Below are 15,664 nucleotides of genomic sequence, written 5' to 3' on the forward strand. Positions count from 1 at the left end.
TCAGTGCGCACGGTGGCCTCCTCCCGCCGCCCGCCGGACGCCCCGGCAGCGGTGGTGGCCGGTCCGGGCGGCGGCGGGCACGCAGGCCGCCGCCCGGCCGAGCCGCAGGCCCCGGGCGAACCGCTCCCCGGCCACCCTGGCGTGCCCGGGCGCCACGGCCCGTCCGGGCGCCGACAGCAGGGCGACCGCCCCGGCACCACCGCCGTCCTGCTCCGGGCCTCCCGAGCCGTCCGGGGCGCCCTGACCCGGATCCGTCGGTACCGACGCCGTGGACGAGCCCTTCCGGCGACCGCCACGCCGGTGCCGCCGCGCGCCGGCCGACCGCCCGGGCCGCTCACCGGGGGCCTCGCCGGCGCCCGGGGCGGCGGGCCCGGGACCCGCGTCGTCGCGGAGGGGCGCCCCCTGGGCGGGCGGCGGCGCCTCGGCGTTCGGCGCTCCGCCCGCCGGAGGCCGCAGTTCCTCGCCCGGGGCCGTGGCGTCCCCGGACTCCTCGCGCCGCCGGCGCTGGGCCTCGACGGCGGCCAGCAGCCCCTGGGGCGTCATGCCGTCGTTGAGCGACTCGTAGAGCAGCTCGGCCAGCAGGTAGCCCGGGGCGAGCCGCAGGACGTGCCCGAGCACGACCCGGGCCGTCGCCGTGTCCCCGGCGACCCAGGACGTCCAGGCCAGCAGGGTGAGCGGGGCCACCGCACAGCCCTCGTACGGCGGCACGGCCCGCCGGGCGAGGAAGCGCCAGAGCCGCTCGGCCGGGGCCAGTTCGTCGGGCCTGGCGTACTCGACGCCGCGGTCCCGCACCAGGCGGTCCCGCAGGGCGAGCAGCAGCTGGGCCGTCCGGTCCGCGTCGAGTTCCCTGGCTCCGGCCCGGAACTCGGCGAAGGCCTGGTCGAGCAGGGCGAGGCGCTGCTCCCTGGCGAGGGCGTCCACGGCCTCAGCCCGGGCGAGCGCCTCGCGCTGGGCGGCGTCCGCCGGCGGACCGACCGGGTCCAGCCCGCCGATGATGGCCTTGCGGCTGCCGCGCGGCACCAGGCCGGCCACCGTCGCGGCGGCGGCCGCCGGACCGGGCTCCGGGCTGCGCCGCACCGGATTGCCCGCCGCGTCGCAGCACCCGTCGCCGCGGCAGAGGAAGGACCACCAGCGGCCGTCCGAGACGCACAGCGCCTCCTTGACGGCCACGCCCCGGCGCCCGAAGGCCGCCCGGAGGGCCTCCGCCAGCGGCCGCAGCCCGTCCACCACCGGCGGGGCGTGGGCCGTACCGCGGTCCTGGCAGAGGTAGAGGAGCACCTGGAGCGGCCGGGCGCCGTGCCGCTCGGAGAGGGCGACCAGCAGGGCGGCCGTCTCCTCCGCCGCGGCCGGCCACTGCGCGGGCGACCGCGGCAGGTCCGCCCGGATCACCCCGCCCTGGTGCAGGCCGGGGCCGTGGAGCCCCACCGCGACGATGCTGTCGTCGGGGTAGAAGCCCAGGAAGTACGGAAGCAGCTCGGCCATGTCGGCCGGGCCGCGCATGACGACCTGCCGGTGGTCGGAGGCCGGTCCGAGGGACAGAATGACGTGTTCGTTGTTCATCGCGTTCATGGCCGCAAGAGTGGACGCAATCCGCGAACGATGTCGGAACCGACTTTTTTCCTGTGGATAACTCCGCCCCCGAATTTTCCCTCACTCATTCGGAGCAGGCGACACTCCCTCCCGCGAGTGGATTTTGACCGCCGTTCAGCGGATCAGCGGATGAAATACACCCCGCCTTCCCCCGTCTCCGCTCCCCGGCATTCGTCGCTTGTCGGCGGTACGGGGTTACATGGACGCCATGCAGCAGCCCGACATCCACACCACCGCCACCGCCGACCGCACCGAGGTCCGGGCGCGGGCCGAGGCCGTCCTGCGCGAGCTCGCCGGCCCCGGAGCCACCCTGCGCGAGGACCAGTGGACGGCCATCGAGGCCCTCGTGGTCGACCACCGCCGCGCCCTGGTCGTCCAGCGCACCGGCTGGGGGAAGTCCGCCGTCTACTTCATCGCCACCGCCCTGCTCCGGGCCCGCGGCGCCGGGCCGACGGTGATCGTCTCGCCGCTGCTCGCCCTGATGCGCAACCAGGTCGAGTCGGCCGCCCGGGCCGGCATCCACGCCCGCACGATCAACTCGGCCAACACCGACGAGTGGACCGCGATCCAGGAGGAGGTCGCCGACGGGAAGGTCGACATCCTGCTGGTCAGCCCCGAGCGGCTGAACAACCCGGACTTCCGCGACCAGGTGCTGCCCGAGCTCGCCGCCTCCACCGGCCTGCTTGTGGTCGACGAGGCCCACTGCATCTCGGACTGGGGGCACGACTTCCGCCCCGACTACCGCCGGCTGCGCACCATGCTCGCGGACCTGCCGCCCGGCGTCCCGGTGCTGGCCACCACCGCCACCGCCAACGCCCGGGTCACCGCGGACGTCGCCGAGCAGCTCGGCACCGGTACCACCGACGAGCACGCCCTGGTGCTGCGCGGGCCGCTCGACCGGGAGAGCCTCACCCTGGGCGTGCTCTCCCTGCCCGACCCGGCGCACCGCCTCGCCTGGCTGGCCGACCACCTCGACCGGCTCCCCGGCTCGGGCATCGTCTACACCCTGACGGTGGCCGCCGCCGAGGAGGTGACGGCCTTCCTGCGCGAACGCGGCTTCCCGGTGGCCTCCTACTCCGGCCGCACCGAGGACGCCGAGCGCCGCACCGCCGAGGCCGACCTGCTGGCCAACCGGGTCAAGGCGCTGGTCGCCACCTCCGCGCTCGGCATGGGCTTCGACAAGCCCGACCTCGGCTTCGTGGTGCACCTCGGCTCGCCCAGCTCGCCGATCGCCTACTACCAGCAGGTCGGCCGGGCCGGGCGCGGAGTGGACCGGGCCGAGGTACTGCTGCTGCCCGGGCGCGAGGACGAGGCGATCTGGCGCTACTTCGCCTCGCTGGCCTTCCCCCCGGAGGATCAGGTGCGCCGCACCATCGACGCGCTGGCCGAGGCCGGCCGGCCGCTCTCCACCGCCGCTCTGGAGCCCCGGGTGGACCTGCGCCGGGCCCGGCTGGAGACCATGCTCAAGGTGCTCGACGTGGACGGCGCCGTCCGCCGGGTCAAGGGCGGCTGGACGGCCACCGGCCAGAGCTGGGAGTACGACACCGCCCGCTACGCCAAGGTCGCCGCCTCCCGGGAGGCGGAGCAGCGGGCGATGCGCGACTATGCGGCGGGCACCGGCTGCCGGATGGAGTTCCTGCGCCGCCAGCTGGACGACGAGGAGGCCGCGCCGTGCGGCCGGTGCGACAACTGCGCGGGGCCGCTGCACACCCCGGACGTCTCCGCCGAAGCGCTGGCCGCCGCCCGGGCCGCGCTCGGCCGCCCGGGCGTGAGCTTCGAGCCCCGACGGCTCTGGCCGACCGGGATGGACGCACTCGGGGTGCCGCTCAAGGGCCGGATCCCGGCGGGCGAGCAGGCGGAGACCGGCCGTGCGCTCGGCCGACTGTCCGACATCGGCTGGGGCAATCGGCTGCGCGCCCTGCTCGCCGAGCAGGCGCCGGACGTGCCGGTGCCCGGCGAGGCGGTGGACGCCCTGGTGGCGGTGCTCGCCGACTGGGCCCGCGGTCCGGGCGGTTGGGCCGGGCCCGCGACCACGGAGGGAGCTCGGCTGGACCGGCCGGTCGGCGTGGTGACGATGGCCTCCTCCGCCAGGCCCCGGCTGGTCGGCAGCCTGGGCGCGCGGATCGCCGAGATCGGGCGACTGCCGCTGCTCGGCCGGATCGAGTACGCCGGCGGGCTGCCCCCGCACGGCGCCCGCAGCAACAGCGCCCAGCGGCTGCACTCGCTGGCCGGCGCGCTGGTCCTGCCACCGGAGGTCGAGCAGGCGGTGGCGGCCGCCGGTGGGCCGGTGCTGCTGGTGGACGACCTCGTCGACTCGGGGTGGACGGTCACCGTGGCCGCCCGGCTGCTGCGCCGGGCGGGGGCGAGCGCGGTGCTGCCGCTGGTGCTGGCCGTGCAGGGGTGACCCGACGCCGGAAAACCGGCGAAGGAGCCCTCTCGTTCACTCGAATGGCCCAACAGAAAGGATCAAGCGAAGCGATTTCGATCACACCGGTCGAACGGCCCGAGAAAGGAGTGACCACCGTGCCGATGACGGCTCACCCTGCCCTCCGAGCGTTGTGGATCAAGGCTCGGCGGCACCTCCACGGCGTTCGGGCGACCGTGGAACATATCCGGCAGACCATGGGCTATCGGATGGCGTTCATCATTTCATCGTTGCCGCTCCGCCCCCGATGCCCCGAGAATTGGGGGGTACCCGAAATCCGGTCCGCTGGACCCGCCCTTCGGCGTACCCAGGCACCCGCCTGCCCACGGGCCAGGAAGGAGGATCGTGATCAACGGTATCGGCCGAGGTCAGAATCCCTTCTCCGGGAGCCCGGAACCCAGACGGGTGCTGGACCTGGAGACCTGGACCGCCTCGGGGATCCCGTTGCTGCGCGACCCGCGCGAGTTCGTCGTGGAACTGCACCAGCGCCACCTGCCCCAGCCGGGCACCGTCGTGGTCGCCGTCCTGGACGCGCTCCACCACCTCGCCGCCTCGGCCTCGTTCACCCCCTGGACGCACGACACCGACGGATGGCAGCACCGCAATGCGCTGCTGGCGAACCTGCGCCGGATCATCCCGCACGACCTGCGACTGCCCGAGCCGACCCGGACGGCCCTACTGCTGCGCTGCCGCGACGGCGCACCCGGCTGGACGGCGCAGGACGGCGCCTGGATGTGGGCGCTGCGGGACGCGTCCGCACTGCACGGACTGCGCTGCGGGGCGTACATCGGACTCACCCCGGCGGGCTGGCAGGTCCTCGGGGACGGTCGGGGCGGGCGCAAGCCGCACTCGGGCTCCTGGGCCGAGGGGCCGGTGCACACCGTGACGGAACTGCCGCCGCGTTCGGCGCTGGAGGCCCCGCGCGGCCAGCGGACCCGCCTGCTGGCGGCCGACCAGGCCAAGCGCGGCGAGGACACGGCGCGCTCCCCGCAGTCCGAGCCCCCGTGGGCCGCGACGCGGGCCGCGGCGGCCGAACCGACCCGCCGTACCGGCACGCGCTGAGTCCGCGGCAGCCCTCGGCCGTCGGGCCGTCAACACCGGCCTTCGACAACGGCCGTCGGCACCGGCCGTCAGCCACCGGGGGCCGCGGGACGGACCTCGGGCCCGGCACCGTACGGCGGCGCCGGGCCCGAAGTGGACGGCTGTGGTCAGGCCTTGCCCGGGCGGCCCGGCGTGGTTCCGGCCGCGCCCTTCGCGGCCGGGCCGGCGTCGCCGCAGACCACCAGCAGCACGGTCGCGTGGTCGAGCGCCCTGGCGTACGCCTCGGCGGCCCGGGCGGACGGTCCGCCGTTGACCACCAGGACGACCACCTCGCGACGGACCGGACGGGTCAGCGCGGCATCCGCGTAGAACACGTCCCCGCCCTCGGCGAGCTGCGCCCAGTAGCGCTCCTCGCCGAAGGACAGCTCGTGCTGCTGCCAGGGGTGCGCTTCGCCGACCGTCAGCACCAGGATGTCGCCCGGAGTGCGGCCGGACTCCAGCAGCAGGTCGACCGCGTCGTCGGCGCGCTCCACCGCCTGTGCCGGAGTGGCGGCGATCCGCTGGACCTCCACCCGCGGTTCGGCGGGGGCCGGGCGGCGCGGTGCCGGCCCGGGCTTGGGGACCAGTTGCGGCGGGCCCGGACGGGCGGCGCGCGGCGGGGCCGGGCGCGGGGGCGCCGGACGGGGTCCGGGCACCGGAGCCGGGGCGACGACGGTGGTGGGTGCGGTGGCGGGGGCTTGTGCGTCCGACTCGCGGAGGAAGGGAACGCCGGGGCCCGGGAGGCTCTCGTGAATCTCCGGCTCCTCGGGGAAGACAGGCATACCCGGATATCTATCAAATGCCGGTCGGACGCGCACGGGCACCCCACCCCTTGGGCACCGACCTCCTGCCGCCCCCTCCCGGGGCAATTCCAGACGGACCGTCAGAAACCGAGCGTCAACTGTTCGTCGGCGGACCCCTGGCCGTCGCCCGCACCCTCGCGAACGCGCTTGAGATGGCGCCACTTCGGCAGTCCGTCCATGTACGCCCAGGAGAGCCGGTGGTGCTCGGTGGGGCCGAACTCCTCCAGCGCGGCACGGTGCACCGGGGACGGGTAGCCGGCGTTGTCGGCGAAGCCGTAGTCCGGGTACCCCTCGCCCAGTTCGGCCATCAGGCCGTCGCGGTGGACTTTGGCGAGCACCGAGGCGGCGGAGACGCAGATGCAGGACTGGTCGCCCTTGATCACCGTGCGCACCCGCCAGGGTCCGCCGAGGTAGTCGTGCTTGCCGTCCAGGATCACCGCGTCGGGTTCGACCGGCAGCGCCTCCAGCGCGCGGACGGCGGCCAGCCGCAGCGCCGCCGTCATGCCGAGCTCGTCGCACTCCTGCGGGGTGGCCTGCCCGAGCGCGTACGCGGTGACCCAGTCGGCGAGGACGGGTGCGAGCGCGCGGCGGCGCAGCTCGGTGAGCAGCTTGGAGTCGGTCAGCCCTTCCGGCGCCTTGCGCAGACCGGTGACGGCCGCGCCCACGGTGACCGGCCCGGCCCAGGCGCCGCGCCCGACCTCGTCGAGACCGACGACGATCTTGGCGCCGGCCCGGCGGAGCGAGCGTTCGACGGAGTGCGTCGGGGGGACGATGGGCATGGCGTAATCCGTTCAGCGGGGGCAGCCTCCAGCCTAAGCCCGCTCATGACCGCCGAATCCGCCTCCCGGGAGGGAGGGGTCCGGGGGAGGCACCGGGTCCGGCAGTGCCCGGGCCCGGCACCGACCGCCTCAGGCCCGGATCATCGGCTCCAGCACCTCGTCCACCAGCCGACCGGCGAACCCCGGCCCCATGTTCTCCAGCCCGCGGATCTTGACCTGGTAGAGCAGCACCGCCGGAATGACGTCGGCCACCAGCGGGGTGGCCGCACCGGGCCGGACGTCGCCGCGCTCGGCACCGCGACGCAGGATCTCCAGGATGGTCCGCGCGGTCGGCTCGATGACCCGGTCGGTGATGAAGGCCTTGAAGACCTCGGCCCGCTCCTGGTCGATCTCGCCCATCAGCGCATTGAGCGCGGAGCCCGTCGGGGAGGCCATCGCCTGCGTGAACCCCTCGACGAGCCGGTGGAGTTCGTCACGCGCGGACCCGAGGTCGGGGGTGTCGTAAGGGCGTGGAAGAGTGGCGTCCAGGGCGTCGATGACGAGTTCGTCCTTGGACGCCCAGCGCCGGTAGAGCGCGGCCTTCCCGGTCCGCGCCGCGCCGGCGACCCCTTCCATGGTGAGCCGCGCGTATCCGCCGGAGGTGAGCTGGTCGAGGGCGGCCTCGAAGATCGCGTTCTCCAGTTCCTTCCCCCGGCGCCGCGCCGGTCGCGTCAGCGCCTGGCGGGCGGCCCGCACCGGACAGAAGCCCGGTTCGCCACCCGGCACCGAGCCCGACCCGGCGCCCGACCCCCCTGGCGCCACCCCGACGCCCTCCTCCCCCGGTCGAACGGCCCCGGACCGGACAGCCCCGGACCGCACGGCCTCAGGCCGGAGGACCTCGGGCCGAACAGCCGCCTCTCCGGGCGCCGGCCCCGCCGAACCACCCGGCGACCGACCGGACCGGTCCGCCACCAGGCGTCGCACCAACCGCTCCATCGCCACCACCCTTAAGGAACGCTTGCGTTCACAATCACGGCCAGGATATCGTCCCGCTTAGTGAACGATCCCGTTCCTTCTCGGCCTGCGCAAGGGCGCAGTGCCATGCCCGGACCGGCGACTCCGCCGGCCCCGCACCACCGAGCACATAGCCAGCAGGGGGCACATTCGTGGCTATCTCCGACACGCTCAGCAAGAACCCACCACCGCGGACGAACCAGGGGCGGGGCAAGGGCATCACCCTGACCGTCATCGCCGCCACCCAGCTCATGGTGGTCCTCGACGCGACCATCGTGAACATCGCACTGCCGCACATCAGGGACGCCCTGGGCTTCTCGACCACCGACCTGTCGTGGGTCATCAACGCCTACACCCTGACCTTCGGCGGGCTGCTGCTGCTCGGCGGTCGCGCGGGTGACATCCTCGGCCGCCGAAGGGTGTTCATCTTCGGCACCCTGCTGTTCGGCCTGGCCTCACTGCTCGGTGGTTTCGCGCAGGACAGCAGCCTGCTGCTGGCCGCCCGCGCGCTCCAGGGCATCGGCGGCGCGATCTGTTCCCCGACCGCCTTCGCCCTGATCGCCACCAACTTCGACGAGGGACCGGAACGCAACCGCGCGTTCGGCGTGTTCTCGGCGGTGGCGGGTTCCGGCGCCGCGATCGGCCTGCTGGCCGGCGGTCTGCTCACCGAGTACCTGAACTGGCGCTGGGTGTTCTTCGTCAACGTGCCGATCGCCATCCTGATCGCGATCGCCGCGCCGCGCCACATCGCCGAGTCCGAGCGCCACCCGGGCCGCTTCGACCTCCCCGGCGCCCTCACCTCGACGCTCGGCCTGGTCGGCCTGGTCTACGGGTTCATCCGGGCCGCCTCGGACGGCTGGTCGGACGGCATCACGCTCGGCTCCTTCGCGGCCGGCGCGATCCTGCTCGCCGCCTTCCTCGTGGTCGAGAGCCGCACCGACCAGCCGATCACCCCGATGCACCTGTTCGCCAACCGCAACCGCACCGGCGGCCTGGTGATGATGCTCTGCCTGGCGGCGGCCATGTTCGGCATCTTCTTCTACGTCGTGCTGTTCGTGCAGGGCCCGCTCGGCTACAGCCCGCTGAAGGCCGGCGTCTCCTTCCTCCCGATCAGCGTCGCGATCATCATCTCCGCGCAGATCGCCTCCAACCTCCAGGCCAAGTACGGCCCGAAGCCCTTCATGGCGGGCGGCGCACTGCTGGTCACCGTCGGCCTCACCTGGCTGACCCAGATGAGCAAGGACAGCGGCTACCTGGACGGGGTCCTCGGCCCCACGGTGGTGTTCGGCTTCGGCATGGGTCTGATCTTCGTCCCGGTGATGCTGCTCGCGGTCGCGGGCGTCCCGGGCGAGGAGACCGGCGCCGCCTCCGGCCTGCTCAACTCGATGCAGCAGATCGGCGGTTCGCTCGGCCTGTCGATCCTGACCACGGTCTTCGCGCACTACGCCACGGCCGAAGCCGCCGTGCAGCTGCCGAAGTTCATGGAGAGCGCGAAGCCTGAGCAGCTGGCCTACCTCCAGCAGCACCACGAGTTCCCGCAGGGCACCGACGCCGCGAACACCGTGCTCACCCAGGGCATTTCGCACGGCTTCATCGTGGGCGCCGCGCTCGCGGCGGTCGCCCTGCTCGTCGCGGTCTTCGTGATCAAGGCCAAGGCCAGCGACCTGCCGAGCGGCTCCTCCGCCGTCGCGATGCACTGACACCGTCACCGTCACCGTGCGCCGACGCCGCCACCGCGCGCCGACGCCGTAGGTGACGGACCGGCGCCGCACGACGCCAAGGGCCGGCCGGGAGCAGCACGCTCCCGGCCGGCCCTACCGCTGTCCGCGGCCCCCGCCTCCACCCTCGGGCGGCTTACCAGGCCTCGTACGCCAGCCCCGCCTGATCGCAGGCCGTACGGCCGACCGTCGTCGAGTCGACCCGCGGCCGCTCCGCCAGGATCTCCCGGGCCCGGGTGGCCGCGAGGTTGGTCGCGTACCAGGGCTTCGACTCCGCTCCCAGGCCCTGCCCGATCAGCTGCAGCGCACAGCTCCGCTGCGGCTCGGGGAGCCGGTCCAGGGCAGGCACCGCGTCCGCCGAGAGCCCGCGGACGTTGCGCAGGTCGATGGCCGCAGTGCGCGGGTCGTCCCGCAGCGCCTGCTCGTACCGGGTGACGTTCTGCTCGGCGACGATCGCGTCCGGGCCCATCAGGCCGTAGACCGCGACGGTGAGCATCCCGCTGAGGACGACGACGCGCGGCAGCCAACCGGCGCGGCGGGTCAGCCCGGCGGCGATCAGCAGCAGGAAGACGGCACCCAGCCAGACCTCGACCACCAGCACCCAGAGCCGCAGCCTGGTGAGCCCGGAGGCGTCCACGTAGAACCACATCCGGCCGAGCGCCGAGGCGACCACGGCCAGCGCCAGCAGGCAGAGCAGCCCGAGCAGGATCCGCGCCACCCGGCGGTCGGCCACGGTGGTGCGCGGCGCCCAGCGGTTGGCGACCGCCACTACGACCAGCGTCAGCACGGTGATCACGCTCAGCTGCCAGAAGCCCTGCCGGGCGTACTCAGAGCGGCTCATCCCCGTGTTGCTCAGCACGGCGTCCGCGCCGCCGAGCACCACCACGGCCTGGATGACCGCGAAGACACCGAACATCAGGTTCAGCGCGATCAGCGGAAGCGCCCACTCCAGCCGCCGCCGCTCCCGGCCCGGCCGGATCACCGTACGGTCCCAGCGGCGCGGGCCGGCGGCCATATGCGCGAAGCCCAGCACGGTCACCGTTCCGAGCACGAACAACGCGCCGCGCCCCGGGAGCTGGTCGAGGTCGAGATCCGGGCTGAGACCGCCCAGCAGATCCGCCATGGCGGCGTCGGCGCTGGCGAACAGCAGGCCGAAGACGGTCAGCAGGGCGGCGGCGACCCCGAGCGCCTTGAGCACCGGGACGATCCGGTCGCGGCCGGGCAGCGGCCGCCGGTCCATGCTCTCCCAGACCCAGACCACCGAGGACACCAGCTGCCACACGATGCCGGGCAGCGGGAACAGCACACCCGGCCAGCGACGGCCGCCGTGCAGCGCCAGCGAGGCCAGCGCCAGCGCACCGACCACGGCCGGCACCGCGGGCCAGCCGGCGTCCCACCGGGCCGGGACGGCGAGCAGGGCGAGGGCGAGCAGGCTCCACACCGCCGTCCAGGGTCGGATCCGGCGCCCGGCCGTCCGGGCGGCGATCCCCGCCCCGACGGCGGTGGCGGCGCCGAGCAGCAGCAGGTTGGGCCCCAGGCCGTCGTAGAGCAGCCAGGCCGTCAGCAGGCCGGTGAGCAGGGCCGCCAGGAGGATCTTGGGGGTGGCCCCCGCCCGGCGCTCGGGGGCGCTGGGGCCCAGCCACGCGGGGGGCGAGGGCACGGCCACGCCGGGCGCCCGGCCCGGGCCCGGCCTGCTCTGCGGGTGGGTGCCCGTCGGGCGGTACGGACCGTACGGGTCGAACGCGTCGTACGGGTTGGACAACTGGGTCGGACCCGGCGCGACTGGATCGGGCGACCTGGTCGGGTCGGGTGACTCAGTCGATCCCGGCGTGACCGGATCGGGCGACTCGGTCAGGTCAGGTGCCCCAGTCAGGTCAGGAGACTCGGTCAGCCCCGGCGCGACTGGATCGGGCGACCCGGTCAGGTCGGGCGACTCAGTCAAGTCGGACGACCCAGTCGCCCCCGGCGCGATCAAGTCGGGTGACCCAGTCAAGTCAGGTGACCCAGTCGGATCGAGCGACTCAGTCGACCCCGGCAAGGTCGAGTCGGCCGACTCGGTCGGACCGGGCGAATCGGACGGGGCAGGCGTGGACGGGCCTGGCATGAGTCCCCCTCAGTGGTCGGCAGGCATGCGGACGCCACCCGTCGGGCGGTCCGCGGACCGGCGCGCTCAGCGCCCGGCCGCTGCCGACTGTAGACCATTCTGAACAAGTTCAAAAATCGGTTTCGAACGCGTTCAGAACGCCCTCACCACCACAGGACTCCCCTGGCTACCCCTTCACCGATCCGGCCAGCAGCCCCCGGACGAAGTAGCGCTGGAGGCTGAAGAAGACGATCAGCGGAACGATGATCGACAGGAACGCCCCGGCCGTGAGCAGCTCCCAGCGCCCGCCGAGGGAGCCGGACAGCTGCGCCAGTCGCACCGTCATCGGCGCCACCTCCGGCGTGCCGCCCGCGAAGGTCAGCGCCACCAGCAGGTCGTTCCAGACCCACAGGAACTGGAAGATCGCGAACGAGGCCAGCGCCGGGGTGCACAGCGGCAGCACGATCGAGCGGAAGATCTTGAAGTGCGAGGCGCCGTCCACCACCGCGGCCTCCATCAGGTCGCGCGGCAGCTGGGCGATGAAGTTGTGCAGCAGGAACACCGCCAGCGGCAGCGCGAACATGGTGTGCGCCAGCCAGACCGGCGCGTAGCTGCCCTTGAGGTCCACCGCCGGGATCAGCGTCAGCGAGCCCAGGTGCGCACCGCCGGCGAACAGCCGCAGCAGCGGGATGAGCGCCATCTGGAGCGGCACCACCTGGAGCGCGAACACCGTGAAGAAGACCGCGTCGCTCCCCCGGAACCGCACCCAGGCCAGCGCGTACGCCGCCATCGCCGCCAGTGCCAGCGGGAAGACCGTCGCCGGGACGCTGATCGCCAGCGAGTTGACCAGGAAGGGCATCAGGCCGGTGGAGGCGCCGGACCCGCCCTCGAACAGCACCGAGTGGTAGTTGCCGAGGCCGAGGTCCGGATGGAGGAAGGCGTTCCACCACCCGCTGGCCGTCACGTCCTGCTTGGGGCGCAGAGAAGTCACCAGCAGGCCCAGCGTCGGGATCGTCCAGAGGACCGTCATCGCGATCACGAACACCGAGGCCAGCGGACTGCTGAAAGCCTTCCGCACCGGCGGCACCGGCCGCACCGCCTTCACCGACCGCACCGACTTCGCCAGCCGCTCCCGGCCGCCCGTCCCGGTCACCGGACCTCACGCTCCTTCCGCAGCTGCACGATGTTGTAGGCCACCAGCGGCAGCACCGCGAGGAAGAGGAGCACCGCGAGGGCACTGCCCCGGCCGGAGTTGAACTGCACGAAGGATTGCGAGTACATCTCGTTGGCCAGCACCTGGGTGCCGAAGTTGCCGCCGGTCATGGTGCGGACGATGTCGAAGGCCTTCAGGGTGATGATCATGACGGTGGTCAGTACGACCATCACCGTGGTGCGGATCATCGGCACGGTGACGTACCAGAACAGCCGCACCCCGCTCGCGCCGTCCAGCCGGGCCGCCTCCACCACCTCGTCCGGGATCGCCTTGATCGCCGCCGACAGCACCACCATCGCGAAGCCGGTCTGCACCCAGACCATCACCGCCATCAGCAGGAAGGTGTTCAGCGGCTGCGAGAGCAGCCAGTTCGGCGGATCGTCCCAGCCCACGGCGACGGCGAGTTGGCTGAGCAGGCCGATCTGCGGCTGGCCCGGCCCGCGCGACTCGTAGACGAACTTGAAGATGATCGACGCGCCGACCAGCGAGATCGCCATCGGCATGAAGATCAGCGACTTGTACACCGACTGGCCGCGCATCCGGTCGACCAGCAGCGCCAGCACCAGCCCCAGCCCGGTCGCCACGAGCGGCGCGACCACCAGCCAGAGCAGCGTGTTGACCAGCACCTTCTGCACCGAGTCGGAGGTGAGGGCCCAGCCGAAGTTCTCACCGCCGACGAACCGGGTGCCGTCGTCGTTCTGGAGGCTGAGGTAGACCGTGCGGACCAGCGGCACGACCAGGCCGACGGCCAGCAGCAGCACCGCCGGGCCGAGGAACACCGCGACCGCCAGCGGTCGGGCCAGGCGGCCCCGGGCCCGACCGGCGGCCAGGAAGACCACCAGCAGGATGCCCAGGAAGCCCGCGACGGCGCCGAAGGTGTTGCCGAACTTGACCGCCGCGTCGTTCCAGGAGCCGGCCGCGAGATTCTCGGCGACCAGCCTCCCGGCGGCCGATTCGGCGACGGGTGACGGGAATCCGGTTACGGACATGGCTGCGCTTCCCTTCGGGTGTGGTGGGAAGGGGGGCGGGCGGTGCGGGTGGGTGGCCCCGCACCGCCCTCGACAGGTGGTCCTCGGTGTGCCCGACCCCCGGGAACCGGCTCCTCGGTGTCGGCCCCGGAGGCCGGCGCCGGGCCCAGGACCGAAACCGGGGCCAGGGCCAACTCCGGGGCCAACTCCGACTCCAACTCCGGCTTCGGCTCCGAGAGCAGCCCCGGAACCAGCCCCGGAACCGAGCAGGACGGACGGCCCGGCTACTGCGGCCAGGCGGCGTCGATGTCGGCGGCGGTCTTCTGGATCGACTGCCCCTCGGCGAACCAGGCGGTCAGCGACTTCCACTCCTGCCCGGCGCCCACGGCGGCCGGCATCAGGTCGGAGCCGTCGAATCGGAAGGTGGCCGACGGGTCCGTCAGCGCCTCGGCCGACAGCTTGTCAATCGGGTCGGTGTAGAGGCTCTTGTCCACGCCCTGGTTGGCCGAGACCCAGCCGCTCGCGGTCTTCACCCGGCTGCTCGCCCAGTCCGAGCTGGACAGGTAGTTCTGCACCGCCTGCACCTCGGGCCGCCCGGAGAAGGCCGCCAGGAACTCGCCGCCGCCCTCGACCGGGTTGGCGACCGACGGGTTCACCGCGGGCAGGTGGAAGGCGAAGACGTCCCCGTCCGGGCCGACCTTGGTGCCCTTGGGCCACTGCGCCTCGTAGAAGGAGGCCTGCTGGAGCATCAGGCACTTGCCGCTCAGGATCGGCGTGCCCGCGTCCTGGAAGGTGGTGGTGGCGATCGACTTCACGTCACCGAAGCCCGCGTTGACCCAGGCCGGGTTCTGCATCCAGTCGGCGACCGTCTTCATCGCGGTGGTGATCTTCTGGTCGGAGAACTTCACCTGGTGGCCGACCCACTGGTCGTACACCTCGCCGCCGTACGAGCCGAGCACCACCTCCTCCAGCCAGTCGGTGGCCGGCCAGCCGGTGGCCGTCCCGGAGGCGATGCCGCCGCACCACGGCTTGGCGCCGCCGGCCTTGGCGATCCGGTCGCTGAGCGCCATCAGGCCGGTCCAGGTCTTGGGCACGTCGTAGCCGGCCGCCGTGAAGGCCTTCGGCGAGTACCAGACCAGGGACTTCATGTTGGCGCTCATCGGGGCCGCGTAGTAGGTGCCGTTGACCGAGCCGTACGTCTTCCAGATCGGGCTCCACTTGTCCTGGTTGGCAACGGTCTGGGCGGGCGGCTTCACCACCTTGCCGCTCTTCACCATCTGCGCCAGCAGGCCCGGTTGCGGGATGATCGCGAAGTCCGGGGCGTTGCCGCCGGAGACCCGGACCGGCAGCTGGGACTCGAAGTCGTTCGAGCCCTCGTAGCTGATCCTGATCCCGGTGCACTTGCTGAACTCGGCCCAGGACTTCTCCAGGTTGTCCGACTCCGGGCTCAGGATCGAGGCGAACATCGTCACGGTGGTGCCCGAGTGTCCGGCGTACGGCTGGTACTTGGCGCAGTCGCCGGACAGCGAGGCGGCCGATCCGCCTCCGCCGCCACCCGAACCGCCGGAGCTGTTGGAGCAGGCCGCGGTCAGCGCCAGTGCCGCCACCAGGGCGGGCACGGCGGCCAGACGGCGGCGGGAACTCGGTTGCGGCGCGGTCGGGTTGAGGGTCAATGCGGTTCTCCTCGCCAGGGCATGCTGCCGACAGTGGGCTGAACGACATTGCGCTGTACCGGAGATGGGCCTACACGGGGATCGCGGACAGGTTCACGGGAACGGAATCGCGGAACGGATTCGCGGAGCGGGATCACGAGCGGGATCACGAGCGGACGGCGGCCGGACTGATCGAAGACGTTAACGCAGCCGCCGCCCCCCGCCAAGGTCCCCGTTCGACCTTCACAAGCCGGTGTCCCGACCGTGACCCGCGACCGGAAGCCGAAGGCCCCGACCGGACGTTCAGCCGGACGTCCAATTGGACATCCACCGTAAATCCAGCCGGGGCCTTGCGATATG

At 73.0% G+C, this 15,664-nt stretch carries 11 protein-coding genes; 3 read left to right on the forward strand and 8 right to left on the reverse strand.

Features of this window, described 5'->3' with window-relative positions; all coding sequences use genetic code 11:
• Positions 1 to 1,569, reverse strand: coding sequence for a DUF4192 domain-containing protein (locus tag ACWDD9_RS29045; protein WP_449813189.1), 1,569 nt, complete (start codon positions 1,567 to 1,569; stop codon positions 1 to 3).
• A gap of 229 nt (positions 1,570 to 1,798) precedes the next feature.
• On the opposite strand from ACWDD9_RS29045, the gene ACWDD9_RS29050 reads away from it, so the two are divergent.
• Positions 1,799 to 3,994, forward strand: a complete 2,196-nt coding sequence (locus ACWDD9_RS29050) for a RecQ family ATP-dependent DNA helicase (RefSeq protein ID WP_449813190.1) — start codon at positions 1,799 to 1,801, stop codon at positions 3,992 to 3,994.
• Positions 3,995 to 4,360: 366 nt separating this feature from the next.
• Positions 4,361 to 5,077: a hypothetical protein gene (locus ACWDD9_RS29055; protein WP_449813191.1), complete on the forward strand. Its 717-nt coding sequence runs from the start codon at positions 4,361 to 4,363 to the stop codon at positions 5,075 to 5,077.
• Between the two features lie 146 nt (positions 5,078 to 5,223).
• On the opposite strand, the gene ACWDD9_RS29060 is transcribed toward ACWDD9_RS29055, so the two are convergent.
• From ACWDD9_RS29060 to ACWDD9_RS29070, 3 genes are all read right to left on the reverse strand, one after another.
• Complete coding sequence (locus tag ACWDD9_RS29060) at positions 5,224 to 5,877, reverse strand: hypothetical protein (RefSeq protein WP_449813192.1); 654 nt, start codon at positions 5,875 to 5,877, stop codon at positions 5,224 to 5,226.
• 101 nt (positions 5,878 to 5,978) lie between these two features.
• On the reverse strand, positions 5,979 to 6,677 hold the full coding sequence (locus ACWDD9_RS29065) for a ribonuclease HII (protein ID WP_117489735.1): 699 nt from the start codon (positions 6,675 to 6,677) through the stop codon (positions 5,979 to 5,981).
• A gap of 129 nt (positions 6,678 to 6,806) precedes the next feature.
• A complete protein-coding gene (locus tag ACWDD9_RS29070) occupies positions 6,807 to 7,478 on the reverse strand; it encodes a TetR/AcrR family transcriptional regulator (RefSeq protein ID WP_449813193.1) in 672 nt (223 codons plus the stop codon).
• A gap of 344 nt (positions 7,479 to 7,822) precedes the next feature.
• Between ACWDD9_RS29070 and ACWDD9_RS29075 the strand changes: the two genes are divergently transcribed.
• Entirely contained in the window at positions 7,823 to 9,370 is a 1,548-nt protein-coding gene (locus ACWDD9_RS29075) for an MFS transporter (RefSeq protein WP_449813194.1), read from the forward strand.
• A gap of 154 nt (positions 9,371 to 9,524) precedes the next feature.
• On the opposite strand, the gene ACWDD9_RS29080 is transcribed toward ACWDD9_RS29075, so the two are convergent.
• The 4 genes from ACWDD9_RS29080 to ACWDD9_RS29095 form a co-directional block, all read right to left on the reverse strand.
• Positions 9,525 to 11,150 (reverse strand): DUF4153 domain-containing protein, encoded by a 1,626-nt coding sequence (locus ACWDD9_RS29080; RefSeq protein WP_449813195.1) that lies wholly within the window; start codon positions 11,148 to 11,150, stop codon positions 9,525 to 9,527.
• A 508-nt stretch (positions 11,151 to 11,658) separates the two neighbouring features.
• The gene (locus ACWDD9_RS29085; RefSeq protein WP_449813196.1) at positions 11,659 to 12,624 is read right to left on the reverse strand and encodes a carbohydrate ABC transporter permease; all 966 of its coding nucleotides are present in this window, start codon (positions 12,622 to 12,624) and stop codon (positions 11,659 to 11,661) included.
• Positions 12,621 to 13,673: a carbohydrate ABC transporter permease gene (locus tag ACWDD9_RS29090; protein ID WP_079272796.1), complete on the reverse strand. Its 1,053-nt coding sequence runs from the start codon at positions 13,671 to 13,673 to the stop codon at positions 12,621 to 12,623. The genes ACWDD9_RS29085 and ACWDD9_RS29090 overlap by 4 nt, the downstream gene beginning before the upstream one ends.
• Positions 13,674 to 13,936: 263 nt before the next feature.
• Positions 13,937 to 15,325, reverse strand: a complete 1,389-nt coding sequence (locus ACWDD9_RS29095) for an ABC transporter substrate-binding protein (RefSeq protein ID WP_449813197.1) — start codon at positions 15,323 to 15,325, stop codon at positions 13,937 to 13,939.
• Between the last annotated feature and the right edge of the window lie 339 nt (positions 15,326 to 15,664).

The organism is Kitasatospora sp. NPDC001119 (assembly GCF_053598475.1).

Excerpts from the sequence above, each read along its gene's own strand:
- ACWDD9_RS29090 (WP_079272796.1), bottom strand. The coding sequence starts at position 13,673 with ATGTCCGTAACCGGATTCCCGTCACCCGTCGCCGAATCGGCCGCCGGG.
- ACWDD9_RS29045 (WP_449813189.1), bottom strand. The coding sequence starts at position 1,569 with ATGAACGCGATGAACAACGAACACGTCATTCTGTCCCTCGGACCGGCC.
- ACWDD9_RS29050 (WP_449813190.1), top strand. The coding sequence starts at position 1,799 with ATGCAGCAGCCCGACATCCACACCACCGCCACCGCCGACCGCACCGAG.
- ACWDD9_RS29060 (WP_449813192.1), bottom strand. The coding sequence starts at position 5,877 with ATGCCTGTCTTCCCCGAGGAGCCGGAGATTCACGAGAGCCTCCCGGGC.
- ACWDD9_RS29065 (WP_117489735.1), bottom strand. The coding sequence starts at position 6,677 with ATGCCCATCGTCCCCCCGACGCACTCCGTCGAACGCTCGCTCCGCCGG.